The 20,661-nt window shown below is 67.2% G+C and carries 17 protein-coding genes and 1 pseudogene; 8 read left to right on the top strand and 10 right to left on the bottom strand.

Features of this window, described 5'->3' with window-relative positions:
- Positions 1 to 153: 153 nt before the first annotated feature.
- The 3 genes from ULB03_RS19100 to ULB03_RS19090 form a co-directional block, all read right to left on the bottom strand.
- A complete protein-coding gene (locus ULB03_RS19100) occupies positions 154 to 342 on the bottom strand; it encodes a hypothetical protein (protein WP_322484683.1) in 189 nt (62 codons plus the stop codon).
- 502 nt (positions 343 to 844) lie between these two features.
- On the bottom strand, positions 845 to 2,944 hold the full coding sequence (locus ULB03_RS19095; protein ID WP_322484682.1) for a S46 family peptidase: 2,100 nt from the start codon (positions 2,942 to 2,944) through the stop codon (positions 845 to 847).
- A gap of 126 nt (positions 2,945 to 3,070) precedes the next feature.
- Positions 3,071 to 4,018 (bottom strand): replication initiator protein A, encoded by a 948-nt coding sequence (locus tag ULB03_RS19090; RefSeq protein ID WP_145734700.1) that lies wholly within the window; start codon positions 4,016 to 4,018, stop codon positions 3,071 to 3,073.
- Positions 4,019 to 5,182: 1,164 nt separating this feature from the next.
- Here ULB03_RS19090 and repA point away from each other — a divergent pair.
- Together repA and ULB03_RS19080 are read left to right on the top strand one after the other, a co-directional pair.
- On the top strand, positions 5,183 to 6,439 hold the full coding sequence (repA, locus tag ULB03_RS19085; protein WP_322484681.1) for a plasmid partitioning protein RepA: 1,257 nt from the start codon (positions 5,183 to 5,185) through the stop codon (positions 6,437 to 6,439).
- Entirely contained in the window at positions 6,436 to 7,434 is a 999-nt protein-coding gene (locus ULB03_RS19080) for a ParB/RepB/Spo0J family partition protein (protein WP_322484680.1), read from the top strand. Before repA ends, ULB03_RS19080 begins: the two co-directional genes overlap by 4 nt.
- Positions 7,435 to 7,594: 160 nt before the next feature.
- Here the strand turns inward: ULB03_RS19080 and ULB03_RS19075 are convergent, their stop codons facing one another.
- Together ULB03_RS19075 and ULB03_RS19070 are read right to left on the bottom strand one after the other, a co-directional pair.
- A complete protein-coding gene (locus ULB03_RS19075) occupies positions 7,595 to 8,785 on the bottom strand; it encodes a hypothetical protein (RefSeq protein WP_322484679.1) in 1,191 nt (396 codons plus the stop codon).
- Between the two features lie 139 nt (positions 8,786 to 8,924).
- Positions 8,925 to 9,191: a metal-sensing transcriptional repressor gene (locus ULB03_RS19070; RefSeq protein WP_145734696.1), complete on the bottom strand. Its 267-nt coding sequence runs from the start codon at positions 9,189 to 9,191 to the stop codon at positions 8,925 to 8,927.
- 61 nt (positions 9,192 to 9,252) lie between these two features.
- Here ULB03_RS19070 and ULB03_RS19065 point away from each other — a divergent pair, with 61 nt between their 5' ends.
- The 3 genes from ULB03_RS19065 (at position 9,253) to ULB03_RS19055 (ending at position 11,399) form a co-directional block, all read left to right on the top strand.
- Entirely contained in the window at positions 9,253 to 9,429 is a 177-nt protein-coding gene (locus tag ULB03_RS19065; RefSeq protein ID WP_186455939.1) for a hypothetical protein, read from the top strand.
- A 126-nt stretch (positions 9,430 to 9,555) separates the two neighbouring features.
- On the top strand, positions 9,556 to 10,665 hold the full coding sequence (gene ada / locus ULB03_RS19060; RefSeq protein WP_322484678.1) for a bifunctional DNA-binding transcriptional regulator/O6-methylguanine-DNA methyltransferase Ada: 1,110 nt from the start codon (positions 9,556 to 9,558) through the stop codon (positions 10,663 to 10,665).
- Between the two features lie 116 nt (positions 10,666 to 10,781).
- On the top strand, positions 10,782 to 11,399 hold the full coding sequence (locus ULB03_RS19055; protein ID WP_322484677.1) for a 2OG-Fe(II) oxygenase: 618 nt from the start codon (positions 10,782 to 10,784) through the stop codon (positions 11,397 to 11,399).
- 119 nt (positions 11,400 to 11,518) lie between these two features.
- Here the strand turns inward: ULB03_RS19055 and ULB03_RS19050 are convergent, their stop codons facing one another.
- From ULB03_RS19050 to ULB03_RS19040, 3 genes are all read right to left on the bottom strand, one after another.
- The gene (locus ULB03_RS19050; RefSeq protein WP_322484676.1) at positions 11,519 to 12,499 is read right to left on the bottom strand and encodes a BMP family ABC transporter substrate-binding protein; all 981 of its coding nucleotides are present in this window, start codon (positions 12,497 to 12,499) and stop codon (positions 11,519 to 11,521) included.
- 11 nt (positions 12,500 to 12,510) lie between these two features.
- On the bottom strand, positions 12,511 to 14,640 hold the full coding sequence (locus tag ULB03_RS19045) for a methyl-accepting chemotaxis protein (RefSeq protein WP_322484675.1): 2,130 nt from the start codon (positions 14,638 to 14,640) through the stop codon (positions 12,511 to 12,513).
- Positions 14,641 to 15,062: 422 nt separating this feature from the next.
- Entirely contained in the window at positions 15,063 to 15,275 is a 213-nt protein-coding gene (locus ULB03_RS19040; RefSeq protein ID WP_322484674.1) for a hypothetical protein, read from the bottom strand.
- 327 nt (positions 15,276 to 15,602) lie between these two features.
- Here ULB03_RS19040 and ULB03_RS19035 point away from each other — a divergent pair, with 327 nt between their 5' ends.
- The 3 genes from ULB03_RS19035 (at position 15,603) to ULB03_RS19025 (ending at position 19,490) form a co-directional block, all read left to right on the top strand.
- Positions 15,603 to 16,265 (top strand): hypothetical protein, encoded by a 663-nt coding sequence (locus tag ULB03_RS19035; protein WP_322484673.1) that lies wholly within the window; start codon positions 15,603 to 15,605, stop codon positions 16,263 to 16,265.
- A gap of 172 nt (positions 16,266 to 16,437) precedes the next feature.
- A complete protein-coding gene (locus ULB03_RS19030) occupies positions 16,438 to 17,676 on the top strand; it encodes a glycosyltransferase (protein ID WP_322484672.1) in 1,239 nt (412 codons plus the stop codon).
- An 83-nt stretch (positions 17,677 to 17,759) separates the two neighbouring features.
- Positions 17,760 to 19,490, top strand: coding sequence for a DUF885 domain-containing protein (locus ULB03_RS19025; protein ID WP_322484671.1), 1,731 nt, complete (start codon positions 17,760 to 17,762; stop codon positions 19,488 to 19,490).
- An 18-nt stretch (positions 19,491 to 19,508) separates the two neighbouring features.
- Here ULB03_RS19025 and ULB03_RS19020 read toward each other — a convergent pair whose 3' ends face one another.
- The gene (locus ULB03_RS19020) at positions 19,509 to 20,063 is read right to left on the bottom strand and encodes an RHO alpha subunit C-terminal catalytic domain-containing protein (RefSeq protein WP_322484670.1); all 555 of its coding nucleotides are present in this window, start codon (positions 20,061 to 20,063) and stop codon (positions 19,509 to 19,511) included.
- A gap of 277 nt (positions 20,064 to 20,340) precedes the next feature.
- Positions 20,341 to 20,604: pseudogene (locus tag ULB03_RS19015) on the bottom strand (Rieske 2Fe-2S domain-containing protein); the annotation flags it as partial.
- Positions 20,605 to 20,661: the final 57 nt, after the last annotated feature.

The following is a 20,661-nucleotide window of genomic DNA, read 5'->3' as shown; positions in this document are numbered from 1 at the left end:
CGGCCCGGCACGGGACGGGATTTTGTAACGGAAACGCAAACAGTCCGGGGACGATTATGCAAAAGCCCCAGGCGTCGGCCCGGGGCTTTCGTCATTCCATCGATCAGCGGCCCATCGGTCAGCGGCGGGCCGGAACGGCGGCCCGCCCTGGGGTCAGTTCATGATGCGCCAGGAGCCATCCGGCTGCCGGCAGGCCGTGCCCACCTGCTGCGTCGGCTGTCCCGCCACCGTGATGGTGGAGGTGTATTCGCGGCAATTGGACTGGTCATAGGCCGGCTTGGCCGCCACCGTCTGGACAGGCGGGGCGACCACCACCGGCGGCGGGGGAGGCGCCTGAACCACGACCGGCGGGGGCGCCACATAGACGGGCGGGGGGCGTAATAGGGGGCGTAGACCGCGGGATAGGGCGCCCAGTAGGGGTTGCGCCAGCGCCAATACGGGTCATGCCAATAAGGGCCGTAATAGCCCGCGGGCCGCCAATAGGGGCCGACGCCGATGCCCACGCTGACGAAGGTGCGGGCCCCGGCCGGGGCGCTGCCGCCGGCCAGCGCCAGCAAGGCCACCACCAGCGACATCATCACCAGGAACGGTGCCTTGAACACGCGCTGCATGATCATCCTCTTTCAGGCGGCGGGCCCGACGCATCAGGCGTCCGCCAAAACCGCCCCTGACCACTTCCGGAAAGGGCCCCGGGGCGCTCGGGACCACCTTTCCCCTATAATACGGAATTATGGCCGTTACCTGACGGCGTGGCAGGTGCGGCATTTGGTTTACCCACCGTGATCCCGGCGCATGGAAAAAGGCCCGCGAAATGCATTCCGCGGGCCTTCGTACCAGGGCTCACTCAGTGGCCGGCCAATTCCTTGGCCAGGCGGTTGGCGTGGTAGACCTTGGCCAAGGCCTCCTTCAAGGCGCCGACCGTGACCCAGACGGCGCGGTTGACCGAGCCGTCGTAGCCATAGTCGCCACCCAGCGACTGGATGTTGCCATCGAAGATAAGGCCCACGATTTCCGCGTCCTTGTTGATGACGGGGGAACCGGAGTTGCCGCCGATGATGTCGTTGGTGCTGACGGCATCGAATTTCTGCGACGGGTTGATGGCGCCCTTGGCCTTCAGCCAGCTTTCCGGCAGGGCGAAGGGCAAGGCGCCGGTGGCGCGCTCAAAGGTGCCGCCCATGGTGGTGAAGGGGGCGACATGCTGGCCGTTCTGCTCATACCCCTTCACCGCGCCATAAGAGACGCGGGGGCTGAAGGTGGCATCCGGGTAGATGGACGTGCCGTGAACCTTGAACATGGCCTGGGCGATATAGCCGGCGTTCTTCTGCTGCACGGCCGCCACATTGGCCTCCACATCCCGGCGGGCCGCCAGGGCATCGGCATCGACCAGCTTGGCGAACTTGATCATGGGGTCAGTCGAGGCGTCGAGGGCGGCCTGGCCCCCCTCCAGCAGGCGCTTGCGTTCCGCCGGGTCACCCAGGGTGGAACCCTTGACCAGTTCATCGGCGATCTGCTCCGCTGAGCGGTTGCCGAAGACCTTCTTCACCAGCGGATCGTCCGGGCCCAACTGACGCTGCAGGTAGACCAGCTGCATGCGCATCAGCACCCGCTCCAGCTCCGGATAGACCGGGCTGTTGGACAGCAGGCGCTGGCGGATGAAGGGGAAGTTGGCGTCGGTGTATTCGCGCAGGCGCTTGCCATCAGGCAGGGCCCGTTCACTCGCGGCGCGCACCAGGTTGCGGGCGAAGGTGAACATGTCGGACTGGGTGAAGCTGCGTCCCCCTTCCAGCACGTCGTAGCGCGTGGCCACCACGGCGAAATGCTCGACCGACTTGGCGATGGCGGCCCAGGGGTCGCCATACTGCTGCTTCAGCGCGGGGTCGGCATCGACGATGGCCTTCAGCTCCGCCTCGTCCTTGCGCTTGGCGGCGATCAGCGCCGGGTCAACCAGGGTCTGCAGGCCGCCGTACAGGGCCTTGTAGCTGTTCTCCAGCGTGAACAGCTTGGTGCGGGCGATGCGGGCGTTCTCTTCCCCCTGCGAGGTGAACTGCAGCAGGATGCCGCGCAGTTCGGCCAGGTACAGCAGGCGGTCGGGCAGGGCGTGGTCGCGGTCGTATTCCAGCTCGGCCACGGTGTCCAGGCGCTCCGTCCGGCCGGGGTTGCCGGAGGTGAAGACCAGGTCGCCCTCGTTCGCGTCATGGGACGCGTAGGGGAAATAGTTGGCCTTGGTGTTCAGCGGCTTCCCGTCCTTGTCGTAGACACGGACGTAGGAGACGTCCAGGTCATAGCGCGGGAATTCGAAATTGTCCGGATCGCCACCGAAGAAGGCGATGTCCTCTTCCGGCGCGAACACCAGGCGGACATCCTGATAGCGGTGGTACTTATACAGGTTGTACGCGCCGCCATGGTACAGCTCGACCACGTCACAGCGCGTGTCGTCGGCGCCGCCGGTGCATTCCTTCTGGATGGCGGCCTGCACCTCCTTCAGCGCGGCGGAGAAGGCGTCGCCTTCCTTGCCGGCGGTGGCGGCGTTCACCCGCTGGGTCACATCGGTGATCTGGACCAGCTGGTTGACCTCCATGTCCGGGCACTTGGCCTCATCCTTCAGCTCGGCCGCGGTGAAGCCGTCCTTGATGTGGTTGTGCTCGGCCGTGGACACCTGCTGGATGCAGGCGCGGGCGCAGTGGTGGTTGGTCTGGACCAGGCCGCTGGCCGACACGAACGCGCCGGAGCAACCGCGCGCCAGGCGGACGGAGGCCAACTGCACCCGCTCCAGCCATTTCGGGTCCGGGCTGAAGCCATAGGCCTGCTTCACCTTGGCGCTGGGGAAATTGTTGAAGGTCCACATGCCTTCATCGGCGCCCGCAACCGTGGGCGCCAGCAGGAGGCCGGCCAAAGCCGCCGCCGCCAGCGCGCTCAAGGGCGCCCCCTTCAGGAAATCACGCATAGAGAGAATCCTCACGACAGGTCTGTCCCGGGCCCCGCAGCCAGGATTGGGGGACTTGCACCATGTCTGTCGTGAGATTGCAAGATTGGTAACGGTCGCGGCCGGACGACGACCGTTACCACGACGTCAGGCGGCCAAGCCGTCCATGTCGCCGATCATCATGTCAGGCAGCGCGTCGGGGAATTCCGGCGCCTGGTCGAAGGGCGCCATGGCCGACAGGCTGTCGGTGCGGAAGAAATAGACCATGTGGCTTTTCAGCGGCGTGCGGCCGGGCGGTGGCGGGGCGTTGCGGTCGCGGCCCCAGCGGCGGGGGTCCACCACCGTCAGGCCATATTCCGGCAGGGCCTGGCGCTTCTTGGCCAAAGCCACCAGGCGGGCCTTGAACACCTTCAGGTCGCTTTCGGCACCGACGCGCAGGCGCAGCTTCTCGATGTTCATCTTGAAGGCGCCCTGGTTGCCGCAATGGGCGCGCGCGATCTCGTACAGCCGCTTTTCCGTGGGCGACAGTTTGAAATAGTCGGGGTGGTAGGTGAGGATCTTCCGGTCCTTGACCACCGCGCGGTACAGCCAATCGCACAGCTGCACCGTCAGCGACTTCATGGTCTTGCCGCCGTCTTTGTCCCGCCGGTAGTTGATGCGGTAGTCCAGCACCCAGGAGAAGGCGCCCGTCTCCCCCTCGCCCCCCGTCTCCAGGTTGGTCAGGACCTGGGTCGACTGCAGGCGCTTGAGCGCGTCCTCCAACCGCTGATAGGCGGTGTTGGTGGCGTGGATGCCCACGACGCGGAAGAAGTCATGGCCGGTGAAGGTCAGGCGGGGGCTGACCGGTTCGCCCCGGTTCAGTTTGTCCTGGATCAGGGACACGAGGTAGATCAGCACCTCCTTGTCCCAGATGTTGGCGACGCCATGTTTGGTGCCGGTGACCTCGATACGCACGGTCCCGTCGTCGTAGACCGGCAACTCGGTCACCGTCTCCTTGCTGAGGGCGAAGAAGTTGAAGACCATGACCAAACGGTCGTTCTTCACCTTCCCGATCAGGGGGCTATCCAGCGCCAGGGCCAATTGGGCCCCAGCCATGGGGGCTTCCACCATGGACGGGGCGGAAATCCTGTCCGCAGTCCCTGTCGTCGTCCCCGCCATTGTCGCCACCCTTCACACACAAAGCAGGCCCCATCCACCATGGATCGGGCGTTCGGACTTCGGATGATGAACGTGGCCCTTCATCGCCGCCAACGGCAAAAGCGCATTCGGTTGCCGATCCCTTGAGATTTTGGCACGCCCACCCCCAAAATCTGGTGTTGGCGCCGAGTCGATGGAGGCATCAGTATCCGAACCCGTGACTTTGGGTAACCGATCCCTTGAATCGACGGGCGGGGGACTCGGCCAACTCATCGCGGCGGCGGTAAATCGGGCGGACTCGGGGCCTGGGTGAGTCGGATCGCGGTATCAGAGTCCGAAACCGCCCCGCCGGAGTCCCCAAACTCAAGGGAACCGCAACCCAGTTTGAGGGAACGGCAACCAAGATCAAGGCTACGGCAACCGACTCCGGGCGACTCGCCCCAATTTCCCTCAAGGGTTCGGATACCGATTTTCCCGGCACCAGGGTTCAGCAACCTTCCGCCAAGGGTTCGGTGACCCAAGGCCCGAGGGTTTGGAGTCCGCGGCCCCAGGGTTCAGATACCGGGAGTCGTGGGAATGGTTACCAAACCCCTGTTTAAGCCCTTGTAAAACCTATGTTTTTTGAGGCCGTAACAGTTAAACCCTATATCTGTTTAACCCTGAATCCTTTTAAGGAAACTATCCACAGGCCAGCTTTCCCACGGCGTCGCGGGCGGGACCGGGATCAGGCTTGGCGGGTTCCAGAGCGGGCGTTCGCCTTCAGCTCGTTTTGCGATCGATGCGCGCTCGTCAGCGGTATTTCCGCAAAAACCTAGGAAATCCGCCATTTCTGAACACCTTCGCCCTGCATCGGAAATTGGTATCCGTTCCCTTGAAGATCGGGGTCCGCCAAGGAAAAGATCGTCGCGATTTCCAGTCCCGATCGCCCGGCTTTCAAGGTTACAGTTACCGACGACACGGGCTCGGCCAATTGTTCAAATCCCATCAGCGAATTTTGCCGCCTAATAGGCAAAAAATCGATGATGCGTCAGTTATCCGCATATTTGCCTCAAGATCGCGGTTGGCGTCGGGATCGCGGTTGGGCATTATCCGCCCATCTCTGGCAGCCCCTCGGATACACCAATGACCACCGATGTCAGCGCGCCCGCCGATAGCAACATCCCGGCCGGCGACGATCCCCTGCAAATCTTCCTCGACCACTCGGAAGGCTGCGACGCCATCCAGCGCAAGATCATCGAAGTGCAGGCCTATCCCGGCCATGCCAAGAGTCTGCGCCTGTTCCCCACCTCTGAAGCCGCCCGGCTGATCCGCATCTCGGAAAGCCACCTGCGCGCCCTACTGAAGAATGAGCAGTTTCCCCAGGGCACGGTCATCGGTGGCAACAACCGCCGCGGCTTCACCCTGGCCGAGGTGAACCAGATTCGCCGCCAGCTGTTCCAGCAGACCGGTGACGTGCGTTATCGCGTGGGCCGCGATCGGGAGGCGGGGGAGAAGCTGTCGGTCATCACCGTCGCCAATTTCAAGGGCGGTGCGGCCAAGACCACTCACTCCGTCCATCTGGCGCAGTACCTGGCCCTGCAAGGCTATCGGGTGTTGATGGTCGACCTGGACAGCCAGGCCAGCGCCACGTCGCTGTTCGGCTTCGTGCCGGATGAACAGTTCGACCGGCTGGATACGCTGTATCGGCTGTTCACCCTGGATGACAGCCAGCGGATCAACGATCTGCGACCGCTGATCCAGAAGACCTATTGGGATGGGCTGGACGTCATCCCGGCGAACCTGGGGCTTTATTCCACGGAGTTCGAGGTGCCGGTGCGGCAGATGCGCCAGCGGGAACTGCGTTTCTGGCGCATCCTGGCGGACGCCCTGCCCACCATCGACCAGGACTATGACATCGTCGTCTGCGACTGCCCACCGTCACTCAGCTATCTGTCGATCAACGCCGTCATGGCGGCGAACTTCCTGCTGATCCCCATTCCGCCCAGCATGCTGGACTTCAGCTCCGCCGGCCGGTTCTTCCGCATGGTCTATGAAACGCTGTCCACCCTGGCGCAGGCCGAAGGGGGCCGGGTGAAGACCTTCGATGCCGTGCGCCTGCTGGTCTCCAAATACCAGACCGCTGACACGAACCAGAGCCAACTGGTGAAGTGGATGGGCAGCATCTTCGCTGACACGCTGCTGGAGAACCGCATGGCCCTGACCACGGGGTTGGATAGCGCCGGCAACCTGAAGCAGAGCTATTACGAACTGGAAGCCAGCGATGTGAACCGCCGCACCTATGAGCGGGGGCTGGAATATCTGAACAACGTGAACGCCGAGATCGAACGCGTGATCTGGGACATCTGGAAGCGCACGCCGGCGCGGGAGGGAACGCGATGAGCCGCAAGGACAGAATGGCCGAACTGGACAACGCCATCGGCGACCTGACCGCCACCCGGGCGGCGCGACCGGCATCCCCACGCTCGGCCATTCCGATCGTCAACCAGATCGAGAGCGTGTTCCAGGACAGCGCCAAGGAGCTGGAGACGCTGCGCGACAGTGGGCGGGTGCTGCTGGAACTGGACCCGGCCGACATCCACAGCACCCAGTATCAGGACCGGCACGTCGCCGCCTTCGCCGATGCCGCGTTCGCCACGCTGGTGCAGGACATCCTGCGCCATGGCCAATTGGCCCCGGTGCTGGTGCGGCCGGCGGCGGACGGGCAGGGGTATGAACTCATTGCCGGGCACCGTCGGACGGCAGCCTGCCGACAGCTCGGTCGCAAGGTGGTGGCCCGGGTGATGCAGGCCGATGACCGCGACCTGCTGATCAAGATGGTGCAGGAGAACGAAGCCCGCGCCGACATCTCCGCCTATGAGCGCGCGGTGCAGCTGAAGACCGTTTTGGACACGGGCCTCATGAGCCGGGCGGAATTGATGGAGCGGCTGGATTTCAGCAAGGGGCACCTGTCCAACCTGCTGAAGTTCGCTGAACTGCCGCCCACGGTCGTCGCGGCCCTGGATGATCCCCGGCCGCTGAAGATCAGCGACGGCGCCAAGCTGGCGCGCCTCATGGCGGAGAGCGATGAGGCGGCCACCCGGGTTGAACAGGTGGCCGCGGAGCTGAGCGGCAAGGGCGCGGACGACAGCCTGAGCTTCAGTGCCCGGCTGCGGGCGTTGATGGTGGCGGCCCATGGCGAACCGACGGCGGAGCCGGAGATGGCCGGGGAGCGGGTGATCCGGTCGCGGACCGGCCAGGTGCTGGTGCGCCTGTCCCTGCACGAGGGACGTCCCATCCTGCGCTTGGCCGCCGGTCTTCCCCCCCAGGCGCTGGATGCCCTTTTTGCCCAACTGCCGGATGCCTTGCGCCGCTGTGGCTTGGATGTTCCTGACTGAGATCGTCCCGTTATCAGCAGCGCAGTTTTTCTGAAAAAACTTTGAACGACCCCGCCCTGGTGGCGGGGTTTTTCATTTCCGGCCTGGGCCTGGGCAAAGGGGGGCTCAAGGAAACGGTTACCGAGGTTTTTTCAGAAAAACCGCGCTGGCGCCCCTGGGTTCATTCCACAATATAGGCGCGGTAGGCGTCCCGTCCGGAAATCTCCATCAACAGGCGATCCCTGTGCAGGGCATCCAGCAGGCTACGGGCGGCGGTGCCACTCATGTCCAAGGCTTGGGCCAGGCGCCCGGATGTCACCACGGGTTGGGACAGCAGGAAAGCCGCCACCTGGGGCCCGCGCGAGGTGGACCGCCGGGGGCGCAGGGCCTCCGCCAATCCACTCTCCGCCGCCCGCAATCGACGCAACACGGCTTCACCCCGGTCCAAACTGCGCTCTGCCGCCCTGAGATAGGCGCCGACCCAGCCATCGCGACGGTCGGGCCTGTATTCCATCGCATGACCGAGGAACCCGATGGACGGCATCAGTACCGGCCCGCCCGCATAGGCGGGATGGGTGGGCCCGTCATAGGTATCCGAACCCTCGACCATGGCCAGGCTGATGGTTCCCCGACGGCCCTGAACCAGGCCCTGCCGGGCGGGCCACCACGCCGCCAGCAAGCGCCCCAGCGCGGCGCCAGCACTCCGGTCAGCCCCCACCTCATGCCAATGGGCCAGGAAGGTGGCGGCGCCGACCAGGGCAGGGGCGGCGCGGAAACGGGCCAGCGCTTCCGGCGCCAAGGCCGCCTGCAGCACGGACCAACGCTGTTCCGCCCCGACATCTTCCTCCGCGTCACTCCAGAGGGAGAAGCCCTGGAACCGGCTGTTCCGGATACGGTCCAACGCCGCCAGGCGGCGAGGGGTGTACAGGTGTCGCGGATGGCGTGCTGTGAGGCGCCGAACCAGGTCGTACAGGGGAAGGGCCTGGGCGAGGTCGGGATCGGGCGCCCGGTCCAGACTGTCCCAGGCCAACAGCCGCAGGTCGGCGGTATCGACCAGGATGCCGTTCAACCGGGCGGAGGCGGCCGCCTCCTCAATGGCCATGCGCTTGGTCCAGCCTGCGGCGACGGCGGGGCTGCTGGCGGCCAGTCCGCAATCCAATCGCACCAGCGCGGCGGAGGCCGCTTCCAGGGTCAGCCCCTCCGCTGCGGCGTACGGTGCGCACAGATCACCGTCCTGCCGGTGATCCGCATGTCCGGAATTTTGGGATGCGGCCCCGGGAGCCTCCGGCACTGGTGGTGGCCCGACGGGAGAGGGGGCCACGGGGGCGGGGGCATAGGGGTTCCCCGGCACATCCCACCAGTCGTCACTCATCTTACTCTCCCGCCAAAATGCCCAGAAACATTGGACACGTACGGGGCGGAAAGCAAGCTATTCGACGTTTAACTTTTTCCACCCGCAAGCAGGGTGGCAGTATCATCCCACCGGGGGTATTTCCCATACCCGGCCGGCCTCAAAGGTATTTGGTGATCTCCGCCATCTCCGACAGTCGGGCCCGGGTGTCACTGGGCAGGGGGCCGGTGGCCTCTTCCAGGTGGTGTTCGATGTGATGCAGCACCAAGGCGACCTTGGCCTTGTCGATGGCGCGGGCGACGGCCTGGAGCTGCTGGGCGATGGTCAGGGCGTCCCGCCCCTCCTCCACCATCTGCACGATTTTGCCGAAGTGGCCCTGGGCGCGCTTGAGGCGGTTCAGAAGGTCGGGGGTGGTGGTATGGGTCATACCTTGACTCCTATCCCCCCTGGGGGGTTAAGTCAAATTCCTGAAGGGGAGTTGTCCAGCGATGTGCTGTCGCGCCGCCGTTGAAAAGACCTATCGCCAGATGCGGGCGTCGGGTGCCCCCGACCAGCATGCGTATGAGGCCGCCCTGGTGCTCTACCGGTATAACCATCCGGAAGACGCCGCCCCGGTCGCGGAGGCCGCCGTGGCGCTATGGACCGGGCACAGCCGGATGCAATGACGGGCGCCGCTGTGGGGCCGCCCCGAATTTGGCCGCCCGGAATTTGACCGCAAGACCCGGGATGCCGGACAGGGGCGTTCGGGCGCACATCAGGGGCAGAGACGACACCACCCCAGGATGACGACCATGTCCCGCCTGACCGTATCCCCCGCGCATGCCCTTGCCCCTCCATCCCTCGGCGCCGCCCAGCCCGTCGAGGCCGATCCCCGCTGGCAGGCCATCCTGGCCCGCGATGCCGGCCAGGATGGGCGCTTCGTCTATTCGGTGAAAACCACCGGCGTCTATTGCCGCCCCTCCTGTCCCTCCCGTCAGGCCAAGCCGCAAAACGTCGCCTTCCATGACAGCGCCGCCCTGGCGGAGCAGGCGGGCTTTCGTCCCTGCAAGCGCTGCAAGCCGGACCAGCAAAGCGTGGCCCAGCGCCAGGCCCAGTTGGTGGCCCAGGCCTGCCGCGCCATCGAGGCGGCGGAGGATGCCCCCAGCCTGGACGCCCTGGCGGCGGAGGCCGGGTTCAGCCCCCATCACTTTCATCGCGTGTTCAAGGCCATCACCGGCCTGACGCCCAAGGCCTATGCCGTCGCGCATCGCGCCCGCCGGGTGCGGGAGGAACTGGCCCGACCCGGCGCCACCGTCACCACCGCGCTCTATGACGCCGGATTCAATGCCAGCAGTCGCTTCTATGAGGCGGCGGAGGGACTGCTGGGCATGCGGCCGGGCGAGTACCGCGCCGGCGGTGCCAATACCGACATCCGCTTCGCTGTGGCGCAGTGCAGCTTGGGGGCCGTGCTGGTGGCGTGCAGCGGGCGCGGGATCTGCGCCATCGCCTTGGGGGACGATCCGGACGCGCTGGTGCGCGATCTTCAGGACCGTTTCCCCCGTGCGCGGCTGACCGGCGATGATCCCGCCTTCGACGCCCTGGTCGCCCGGGTGGTGGGCCTGGTCGAGGCGCCACGCCTGGGGGCGGACCTGCCGCTGGACGTGCGCGGCACCGCCTTTCAACAGCGGGTGTGGCAGGCCCTGCGGGCCATCCCGGCGGGGCAGACGGTGAGCTATGCCCAGGTGGCCGCCGGCATCGGCGCGCCCAAGGCTGTGCGGGCGGTGGCGCAGGCTTGCGCCAGCAACGCCATCGCCATCGCCATCCCCTGCCACCGCGTGGTGCGTACCGATGGCGCTATCTCGGGCTATCGCTGGGGCGTGGATCGCAAGCGCACCCTGCTGGCGCGGGAGCGGGGCGAATGATCGCGACAGGCGCCGCAGCCGACATCAATGATGGCATCGCTAGCATTGATACTTACGATTGGGCGGCCCTTCATCAAAACTTGGACACGTACGGCAATGCTGTACTCCCGGCGTTGTTGAGCGCCGACATCTGTCGGGACCTCGCCGCGCTGTACGCGGCGGAGCAGGGCTTCCGCAGCCGCGTCGTCATGGCCCGCCATGGCTTTGGCATGGGGGAGTACAAGTACTGGGCCTATCCCTTGCCGCCGACGGTACAGTCCCTGCGCACGGCCCTCTATCCCCGGCTGGCGCCGCTGGCCAATCAGTGGGCCCGGCGGTTGGGGGAGGTGGGGCGCTACCCTGACAGCCATGCCGACTTCCTGGCGGCGTGCCATGAGGCGGGGCAGGTCCGGCCCACCCCGCTGCTGCTGCGATATGGGCCGAGTGACTACAACTGCCTGCACCAGGACCTGTATGGGGAGCGGGTGTTCCCCCTCCAGGTCGCCGTCCTGCTGTCGGAACCGGAGCGCGACTTCACGGGTGGCGAGTTCGTGATCACCGAACAGCGGCCGCGCCAGCAATCCCGGGCGGAGGTGGTGCCCTTGCGCCAGGGTGATGGCGTCGTCTTCGCCGTTTACCACCGGCCGGTATCGGGAACGCGCGGCACCTACCGTGTCACCCTGCGCCACGGTGTCAGTCGCGTACGCTCCGGTCAGCGCCACACCCTGGGCATCATCTTCCACGACGCTTTATAAAAGGGGCCCTCAGATGCCGGGCGCGGCCACCCGGCCGCATCTCCAGCGCGCTGACGCTCTCCTGAAATCTCCCCCATTATATAAGTGTGGGCGGCGGTTCGGCAGAGTCCGCTGGCGACCTAACTGGGGCTGGCGACCTTGACTTGGCCGCTGATGATGGCCTGGCGGGCGCGGGCCACGGCCGCGACGATGGCGGGTGTCCAGACGGCGCGATTGTCCGCGTCCACCACGACGTCCACCCCGCCCTCCTTCAATCCCAGGCGGGTGATGCCGGGCTTGAAGGTCTGTTGACGCCCCGCATCGAAGGCGCGGTCTATGGCGACGTCCAAGCGCTTGACCATCGAGGTCAGCATGTGGCCGGGGTAGAGGTAATTCTGGTTGCTGTCCACGCCCACGCCCAGCGCGCCCTTGGAATTGCCGATGTCCAGGGCCCCGAGGCCGGATACGCCGGCGGCCGGGAACAGCACGTCGGTCCCATGCCGCATCATGTCACGCGCGATCTCCGACGCCGCGAAGGGATCGGAGAAGCCCTTGGGATCGGCGGCCACCAGGCCGGTCAGCACCCTGGCGTCGGCGCGCGTGTCTTTGACGCCTTGGGCATAGCCTTTCTCAAAACGCTCGATCACCGCGGCCGGCATGCCGCCGATGAATCCCACTGTGCCGCTTTTGCTGGCCAACGCGGCCGCCACGCCGACCAGGTAGGACCCCTCGTTCTCGGCGAACAGGACGGAGGCCACGTTGTTTCCCGGCACCACGCCGTCAAACAGGGTGAAGCGGACGTCCGCATGCTGGGGGGCGAAGGCGGCGAGGGCGGCTTGGAAACGGAAACCGATCAGCGCCACGTCGGTGCATCCGGCGGAAACCGCCGCCTGCAAGGCGCCCGGATAGGCATCCTCACCCGCCGGCTCGAACTCCGCCACGGCGACGCCCGTCTTTTGCGCGAAAGCCTGGCTGCCGTCGTAGGCCATTTCATTGAAGCTCTTATCGAACTTGCCGGCCTCCGTATAAACGACGCAGGGCTTGAAGGGGGCGGCGCTGGCAACGCCAGCATTGCCAGCGATAAAGGCGCCTGTCAGGGCGATCAGGATCAATCGGGTCATGGCATTCCCCCTCACGCGGCGGCTTCGGTGGCACGAACCTGATCAAGGAAGCGGCGCACCGCCTCGTTCAGGCGGGCCGCCTGGTCGGCCAACCCCTGGGCGCCCTCGCGCACCTGGTTGGCCGCTTGCCCGGTGGACAAGGCGGCGGTGTGGACCTGGCCGATGGTGCTGTTGACCTCCTCCACCCCCAACGCCGCCTCGCTGATTGAGCGGCTGATTTCGGCGGTGGCGGCGTTCTGCTGCTCCACGGCCGCGGCGATGGTGCTGGATACCTGGCTCAGCTGCACGATGGTGCCGCCGATCTGGCGGATGGAATCGACGACCGCGTCCACGGCGCCGCGCACGGCCGCGACCTCGCCGGCAATGTCGCCCGTGGCCTTGGAGGTCTGGCCCGCCAGGCTCTTCACCTCGCTCGCCACAACGGCGAAGCCCTTGCCGGCGGCGGCGGCGCGGGCCGCCTCGATGGTGGCGTTCAGTGCCAGCAGGTTGGTCTGGCCGGCGATGTCGTCGATCAGGCGGGTGACGCTGCCGATGCGCTCGGCGGCGCCGGTCAGTCGCTCCACCATGCCGGCGGCGCCATCGGCCTCCTCATTGGCGCGCTGGGAGATGCTGATGGCCTGCTGCAACTGCCCGCTGATTTCCCGCACCGACAGGGACAACTGCTCGGTAGCGCCCGCCACGGTCTGGGTGTTGCGCGAGGCCGCCTGGCTGGACTGGGCCACGGTGTTGGCCTGCGCGGCGGTGGCGTCGGCCGAATGGCCCATGCTTTGCGACAGGGCCGTCATCTGCGCCGCCGCGTCCACCAGCGCCGCGATGATGCCGCCTACCGACTGTTCGAAGCCATCGGCCATGGCAGCCATGGCGGTGTGGCGTTTTTCCGCCGCTTCGCGCCGCTCGGCCGCCAACTGGGCCTCATGCTGGCGCACCTGCACAGCGTTGGCGCGGAAGACGGTGACGGTGCGCGCCATCTCCGCGATTTCATCGCTGCCCCGGGTGTCGATCTCCACATCCAGATCGCCGCCGGCCAGCTTCAGCATGCCGCGCGACAGGTTGGCGACGCGCCCGGCGATGCTGCGACCGACATAGAAGACGGCCACGCCCACGGCGATGGCGATGCCGGCCAGGCCGGACGCCACCAGGAGACGCCGGGCGAAGGCCACCACATCCTCCAACGCCCGCGCCTGGGTCCGCACCTCCGCTTGGGTCTGGGCGCCCAGTTCCGCGCCCAGCTTCTGCACCCGGGCCGCTATGGCGGCGCTCTGATGCAGCAGCCGGGCGCTCTGGTCCTGGGCGTCGGCCAGACGGCCTTTCATCACGGCCAGGCCGCCGGCGGTGACATCGCCGAAGCCCGGCGCCGCCGGGACCACATCCCCCAGCGCGACGCGGGTCAGGACATCCAAGCTGGCGCCGATGGCGACCCGCGTCTCGGCCGGCAAGGCGGCTTGGGTGGCGCGCAGGTGGGCCAGGGCCTCCGCCAGCGCGGCCTTGGCCACCGCCGCATCCTCACCGGCGACGGCAGGGGCGGCCAGCAGGGCCGTGACGGCCCGCAGGTCCGCCAGGGTGGACAGAAGGGCGGGCGTGGGCGCGCGACCCAGCGCGCGCATCACCGCCGCCTGGGCCTGCGCATCGGCCTCGGCCGCGGCTTTCTCCTGCGTGGCCACGGCTTGGCGCAGGCGCCAACGGGCGTCCTCCGCGCCATTCAATACCTGCAGCAGCGCGGAGAAGCGGCCGCCCAGCACCCGCAGCTCGTCCAACTGCGCGGTTTGGCCCAGTTGGGCGTTGGCCTGTCGCAGGGCGTCGTTGAACGCCTTTTCCGCCTGGGTCAGCGCCTTGCGCGTGGCCTGTGCCTCCTCATGGGTGGTGGCGATGGAGGCATCCATCGAGGTGCCGGCCAGGCCCTCGGCCGCGCGGCTCAGGGCGTCCAGCGTGTCCAGGCGGGGCAGGGTCACCCCGACGATGCCGTTCAAGGTGCTGTCGACACGGGCATAGGTCAGCCAGCTTTGGCCGATGATGACCGTCATGGCCAGGATGATGGCACCGAAGGCCAGACCCAGGCGCGCGGCCAGTCCCAGCCGCCGCCCGCGCCAGACGGCGCCGTCTATGGTTTGCGCCCGTATGGGCCCTATCGTTGTAGCGGCCATGGCTCCGTCCCCCTTTTTCCGATGCGGTGGGCCCGATGCGGTTGGTAGAGGCTTGGGCGCGTGATTCCCCCATCCGGGCGGGCTTTGGCCTGTCCCGTCCCCATGATCCACCCGTCGCCCGCAGCCCCCATCAGGCTGACCGACCGTCCCCGCAGTCATAGGGATTGTTGATGATCACTGTGTGACAGCGCGGTGGGGGGCCAAAGAAAAAACTGACCAAACGGTCAAAGGCCGGCATGCGTCCGCACCCGGCGCCCAGGCGGACGGCAGTCAGAGGAAATATTAGGCAGGGGAGGCGGGGTGGGGGCGGGTCGGAACCCGCGGATCGCCTTGGGAAAGCGATGTATATTGGATAAATAACGAAGGAGGGCCGGCGCTGGACCAACGGAATCGCGACTCGGGAGCCACCCGGTCGCGATGGATCAGTGGAAGCGGCCGCTGCGGGTGCCTTGCAGCACCATGTCCAGGCCGGCGCGCAGGACGACCATCTGGTCAAAGGACAGGCCGGTCAGGGCCAGCAGGGCGGGCAGCAGGGTGCGGGCCCGGATGCCGATGGTGGTCATCACCGCCGCGCGAAAGGCGGCGCGATCGGCCGGAGCCGAGCGGTTGGGGCAAGCGAAGCAAAGCGTCGTCATCGTCGTCTCCTTTCCTGGCGTCGGGTCCTAGCGGCGGGGCTGCGGGGGCTCGGGGGCCGGGGTCTATCTGGTTGGTGTCTGAACTATATTTCTGGAACGATTTTGGCGGTAGTTGGGCTTATCGGCATTCCGCGTTCCATAATTGGAACAACATTGGAAGGGTCGGGGGTGGGTGGTCGGAGTGTCAAACCGTGCCCCGCCTCTTGATCCTGCCCGTCACCGGCCATAAATCGGTCGCAATGGCTGGCTTTTATCAAGCCGACCTGCCCGTTGGCTGTGACGGCCCCGATCCGGGCCATGCTTATTTTGATGAACAGGAATTCCGGTATGCGCCGCTTTTCGTTCCGCACCCTTGCCAGTCTGGCCCTGGCCACCGTCGTGGCCGCCTCCGCCACCATCGCGCCGGCGATGGCCCAAGACCGTTGGGAGGATCACCGCTGGGACGATCACCACCGGGGTGACGAGCGCCGGTGGGAGGAGCATCGGGGTTGGGACGACCATCGCGGACCCGGCCCCTGGGCGCCGCATTACGGCCACTTCCGGGAGCGGGACGTCTTCATTTATGGCCGGGGACCGGTCCTCGTTCCGGAACAGCGCCGTCACCTGTATCGGGACGTGGTGGTGCTGCGGCCCTACGGTATCTATTACACGGGTTACGGGCACTATTATCGGGATGAGGAGGCCTATCGCTGGCTGGGCCTGACGGCCATCACCCTCACCGTGCTGGACAGCCTGGCGGAGCAGCAGCAACGCGCGCTGGAGGATGCCCAGATCCGCGCCACCATGGCGCCCGTGGGTCAACCCATCGTCTGGAACGACGGCAACGCCAGCGGCAGCGTCATCGCGCTGCGCGACGGCCACACGACCGATGGTCAATATTGCCGCGAGTTCCAGCAGAACGTGACCATCGGCGGTCAGACGCAGCAGGCCTACGGCACCGCTTGCCAGCAGCCGGACGGCGCCTGGCGCGTGGTCGCGGACAACGACTGATCGACCATCGCCGGCGGATGCCGTCCGTTGTCCTGGGGCCTGGTGTCCTGGCCGGGCCCACTGCCCTGATCGGATAGTCCGTTTGGGCCCCTATGTTACAGGCCTGCGACAGGTTAGCACCATCCCCGGCGTATAACGGAACAGTTGCCATTCTGTGGGTGACGGGTTGGGCGTGCCGAAGCAGTTGGCCATCCGTGGTGGCGGCCTGTCCAGCCTGGCGCCGCCGCGCGGTGCCGCCGTATCCGTCGCCCGCGGAACCATTCAATCCGTAGGGGAGAAATGCGTCGGCATGTCCTCCATCGCCTTTTCAGATAGTCCCGCCATCCGTGGCGGGATCCGGCGCCTGTCCCCCACCGCCTCGGGGGCGGTCACCAGCATCGCCCATGTCATCATTCCCCACGGTTTCGGCGGGGCGGAAAAGCATGTGATGGAACTGGCGGAGTTCCAGGCCGATGACCACCAGGTGGTTGTCATCCTGGGGCCGGGCGAGGATGGCGGGGCCGGTGCCCGCCATTTGGCGCAGTCGCTGGACCCGCGGGTGTCCGTCGTCTGGCTGCCGTCGCGCATGCGCACCGCCGCGCTGTTCTGGAAGCTGCTGGCCCTGTGCCCGGACATCGTGCATGCCCACCTCAACACCGCCGCCCGGCGGGTGTTGCGCTGCCGGCCGGGGTGCCCGCGCGTCGTCACCCTGCACAATGGCTTTCGCGCCGGGCTGCACGAACGGTTCGACGGCATCATCCGCATCGCCGATTACCAGGCGGGCATGATGCCGGCGGCGGCGCAGGACCGGTCCGTCACCGTCCACAACTGGGTGCTGCCGCAAACCGGGATGTTGACCCGGACGGAGGCGCGCGCGGTCCTTGGCCTGCCCTTGGACGCGCCTGTCATCGGCGGCATGGGCCGGCTTGAATTGGGCAAGGGCTTCGATGTGCTGGTCGCGGCCTACGCCCGGTTGCGGGCCCACCGGCCCGACGCCCGCCTCGTGCTGTTTGGCCAGGGCACGGAAATGGACGCCCTCCGCCAACAGGTGGCGCAGTTGGCCCTGGGGGACCATGTGGTTTTCGCGGGATTCCGTCCCGACGTGCGGCGCTACCTCTCCGCCCTTGATCTTGGTGTCGTCTCCTCCCGCCACGAACCCTTCGGCCTCACCCTGTTGGAATATGCCGATGCCGGCGTGACCTTGGTGGCCACCCGCACGGGCGGGCCGCTGGAAATCCTGGGCGCCGACTATCCTTTCCTCTGCCCGCCGGAGGATGCGCCCGCCATGGCGGAAACCCTGCTGGCCGCGCTGGAGGGGCGTGTCCGCGCGCCCCGCGTGGACCTCGCCCGCTTCCGTCCCGAGGTGCAGATGGCCAAGGTCGGCGCGCTTTATGCGCAGTTGGCGGGCGCCCAGGCGCCGGTCGCCGTCTGACCGCCGCCCCGCTCATCCCGCCGCATCATCCATCGTCGCGCTTGCCCGGCGCCGGCCCATCCCGTCTTCTGAAAAGGAAGCGGATGGGGCGGCATATGGGCAGGACGGCGGCTATTCTCCTGGTGACGATGGTGGCGTTGGCGCCGGCGGCGGGCTGGGCCCGGCCGGGCGGCCTCGGGCCCCTGATCGGGGATTATGACGCCCTGTTGCTGGGCCGGAAGGAGGAGGGAGGCTGCCTGCCCGACGTCAGCCCGGCGGCCGCGGCGGAACGACGGCGCCAGATGGCGGCCTTCGTCCAGCGCCTGGGCGCGGTCGACGCCCGGAACCTGACGCCCCCGGACCGCCTGACCTATCGCTTCATGCGCTGGGATGCGGAGGATCGCCTGGGCGGCATGGCGTTCGACCTCGACCGCATGCCCTTCAACAGCGACAGCGGCTTTCACGTCACCCTGACCTATGCCGCCAACCGCACCCGGGTGCATGACAGGGCGGAGGCCGAGGCCTGGTTGGCCTGCCTGGAGGCGGTGCCGGACTATTACGCCGCCAATATCGCCAATGCCCGGCGCGGCATCGCCACGCGGTTCGTCCAGCCGCGCCTGATCGTGGACGCGGTGTTGGAAACCGCGCGGCGGCAGGCGGAAGCGCCGCTGGACGAGGATGGACTGCTGTCGCCCCTGGCGGCCTTGCCGTCGACCATTCCGGCGGAACAGGCCGCGTCCTGGCGGGCGCGGGCCCGCCAGATCCTGGCTGACCAGGTCCGCCCGGCCCAGCGCGCCTTTGTCACCTTCCTGGAACAGGAATACCGGCCGGCGGCGCCCGAAAGCCTGGCGGCCCGGGACCTTCCGGAGGGCGAGGCCTACTACACCTGGGCCGTGCGCCACCACACCACGACCCGGCTGACGCCCGACGCCGTGCACGACATCGGCCTGAGGGAGGTGGCGCGCATCCGGGCGGAGATGGAGGATCTGATCCGCCGCACCGGCTTCACCGGCAACTTCAAGGACTTCCTGGCGTTTCTGCGCAGCGATCCCCGCTTCTATGTCACCACCCGCCAGAGCCTGCTGGAAAAGGCGTCGGAGATCGCCAAGCGTATCGACGACCGCTTGCCCGCCCATTTCGGCCGCCTGCCGCGCCTGACCTATGGTGTACGCGAGGTGCCGCGCGACATTGAGGAGACGTACACCACCGGGCGCTATTTTCCGGGCGATGCCGCGAAGGGCATCGCCGGCGGCTTCATGGTCAACACCAGCAAGCTGGACCAGCGCCCGCTCTACGAACTGCCGGCCCTGGCCCTGCATGAGGCGGTGCCCGGCCACCACCTGCAAACCTCCCTGGCGGCCGAACTGGACGACCTGCCCGCCTTCCGCCGCCGCGCCTACATCAATGCCTATGGCGAGGGCTGGGGGCTTTATGCCGAGCAGCTGGGGGAGGAGATGGGCATTTACCGCGATGATTATGAGCGGTTCGGCCGTCTGTCCTTCGACATGTGGCGGGCCTGCCGCCTGGTTGCGGACACCGGCATCCACTGGAAGCATTGGACCCTGGACCAGGCCCGCGCCTGCTTCACTGACAACACCGCCCTGGCCCCCCATAATATAGAGACGGAACTCCGGCGTTATGTCGGCTGGCCGGGGCAGGCCCTGGCCTACAAGATCGGCGAGCTGACGCTGCTGGACCTGCGCCGCCGGGCAGAGGAGACGTTGGGCGACCGCTTTGATGAGCGCGCCTTCCACGATGCCGTGCTGCTGTCCGGCTCCCTGCCGCTGGACCTGTTGGAGGAGCAGGTGAGCGCCTGGATATCCAGCCGCCGCTAACGGCGTTTACCCGCGTTTCTACCGGCCCATCTCCCCCAGCCAGGCGGTATGAAAGGCGCGGATGCGCCCCTCGTTATGGCCCAGCAGGGCTGGCCGGTCGGCCTGCTGGCTGCCGGCCCAGGCGGCTTCCGCCACGGACTGGTCCTCCGCCAGCAGACGGCGGTTGAAGTCGGCCAGGTGCCCTTCCACACCCTGGCGGGCGGCGGCGCTGGCCCCCGGCTGCGCCTTGGCCAGTGACAGGCGATAGCGCAGATGGCAACGGCCGGGCAGCACCGCGCCATCCGGCGCATACAGCGGCTCGTACGTCTGTACGCTGGCCATCAGGCCAGCGGTCAGGCCGATGGCCAGGTTGGGAAAGATGATGGCGTGGTCGTAATCGGTGAACTCGGTCAGCGGCGTCAGCTTCAGCCGCTTAGCCACCCCGTCCCACCAGCGGCGGGTTTCGGTGGTGAGGCCGATGGTGCCGGTGCTGTGGGGACCATGCTCGGCGCAGATCCAGGTGCCGGCCGTGACCGTGCGGAAGGTTTCCGGATGCACGGCGTCGACGTGATAGACCTCCAGCACATTCTCCATCCCCACCTTCCAGTCGGCCCGCCAGTCCAGCGGCGCCTGGTCGAAGGGGGGAGAAGCCGTCGGACACGGCGTCCAGCCAGGCGCCCAGCGGGCCCAGCCAGTCGTCCAGGGACGGGCCGCCAGGAACCAGGCGGACGAAGACGAAGCGCCCGCGCGATGCCACCTCATACCGCGTCAGGGCCAACGCCGCCTTGTCCGCCTTGTCCAGTTGGAAGCACGGATCGTTGCCCGGGATGCCCGCCGGCACGCCGTCGCGATTATAGGTCCAGCCATGATAGGGGCAGCGCAGGGGGCCGTGGCCGCAGTCCCCCCGGTGCAGGCGCGCATGACGGTGGGAACAGATGTCGCGGAAGGCGCGGATATCCTCGTCGAAGCGCTGAACCACCACCGGCACGCCGGCGATGGTCCGCACCAGATAGCCGTCAGGCGTCTGCAACTCGTCACTGAATCCCACGAAGTGCCAGAGGCGGGCGAACAGCCTTGCCGTCTCCCCCGCCGCAGTGGCGGCGCCGTAGTCCTCCGGTGCCAACGCCGCCCGCATCGCCGCCAACCTGTCCGTCATTCCCGCATCCATTCTCATTTCCCAGCCCCTAATCGG

The sequence above is a fragment of the Nitrospirillum goiasense genome (assembly GCF_034427435.1).
In the GTDB taxonomy this organism is placed as follows: Bacteria; Pseudomonadota; Alphaproteobacteria; order Azospirillales; family Azospirillaceae; genus Nitrospirillum.
This window is presented reverse-complemented; position numbering and strand designations above follow the sequence as displayed.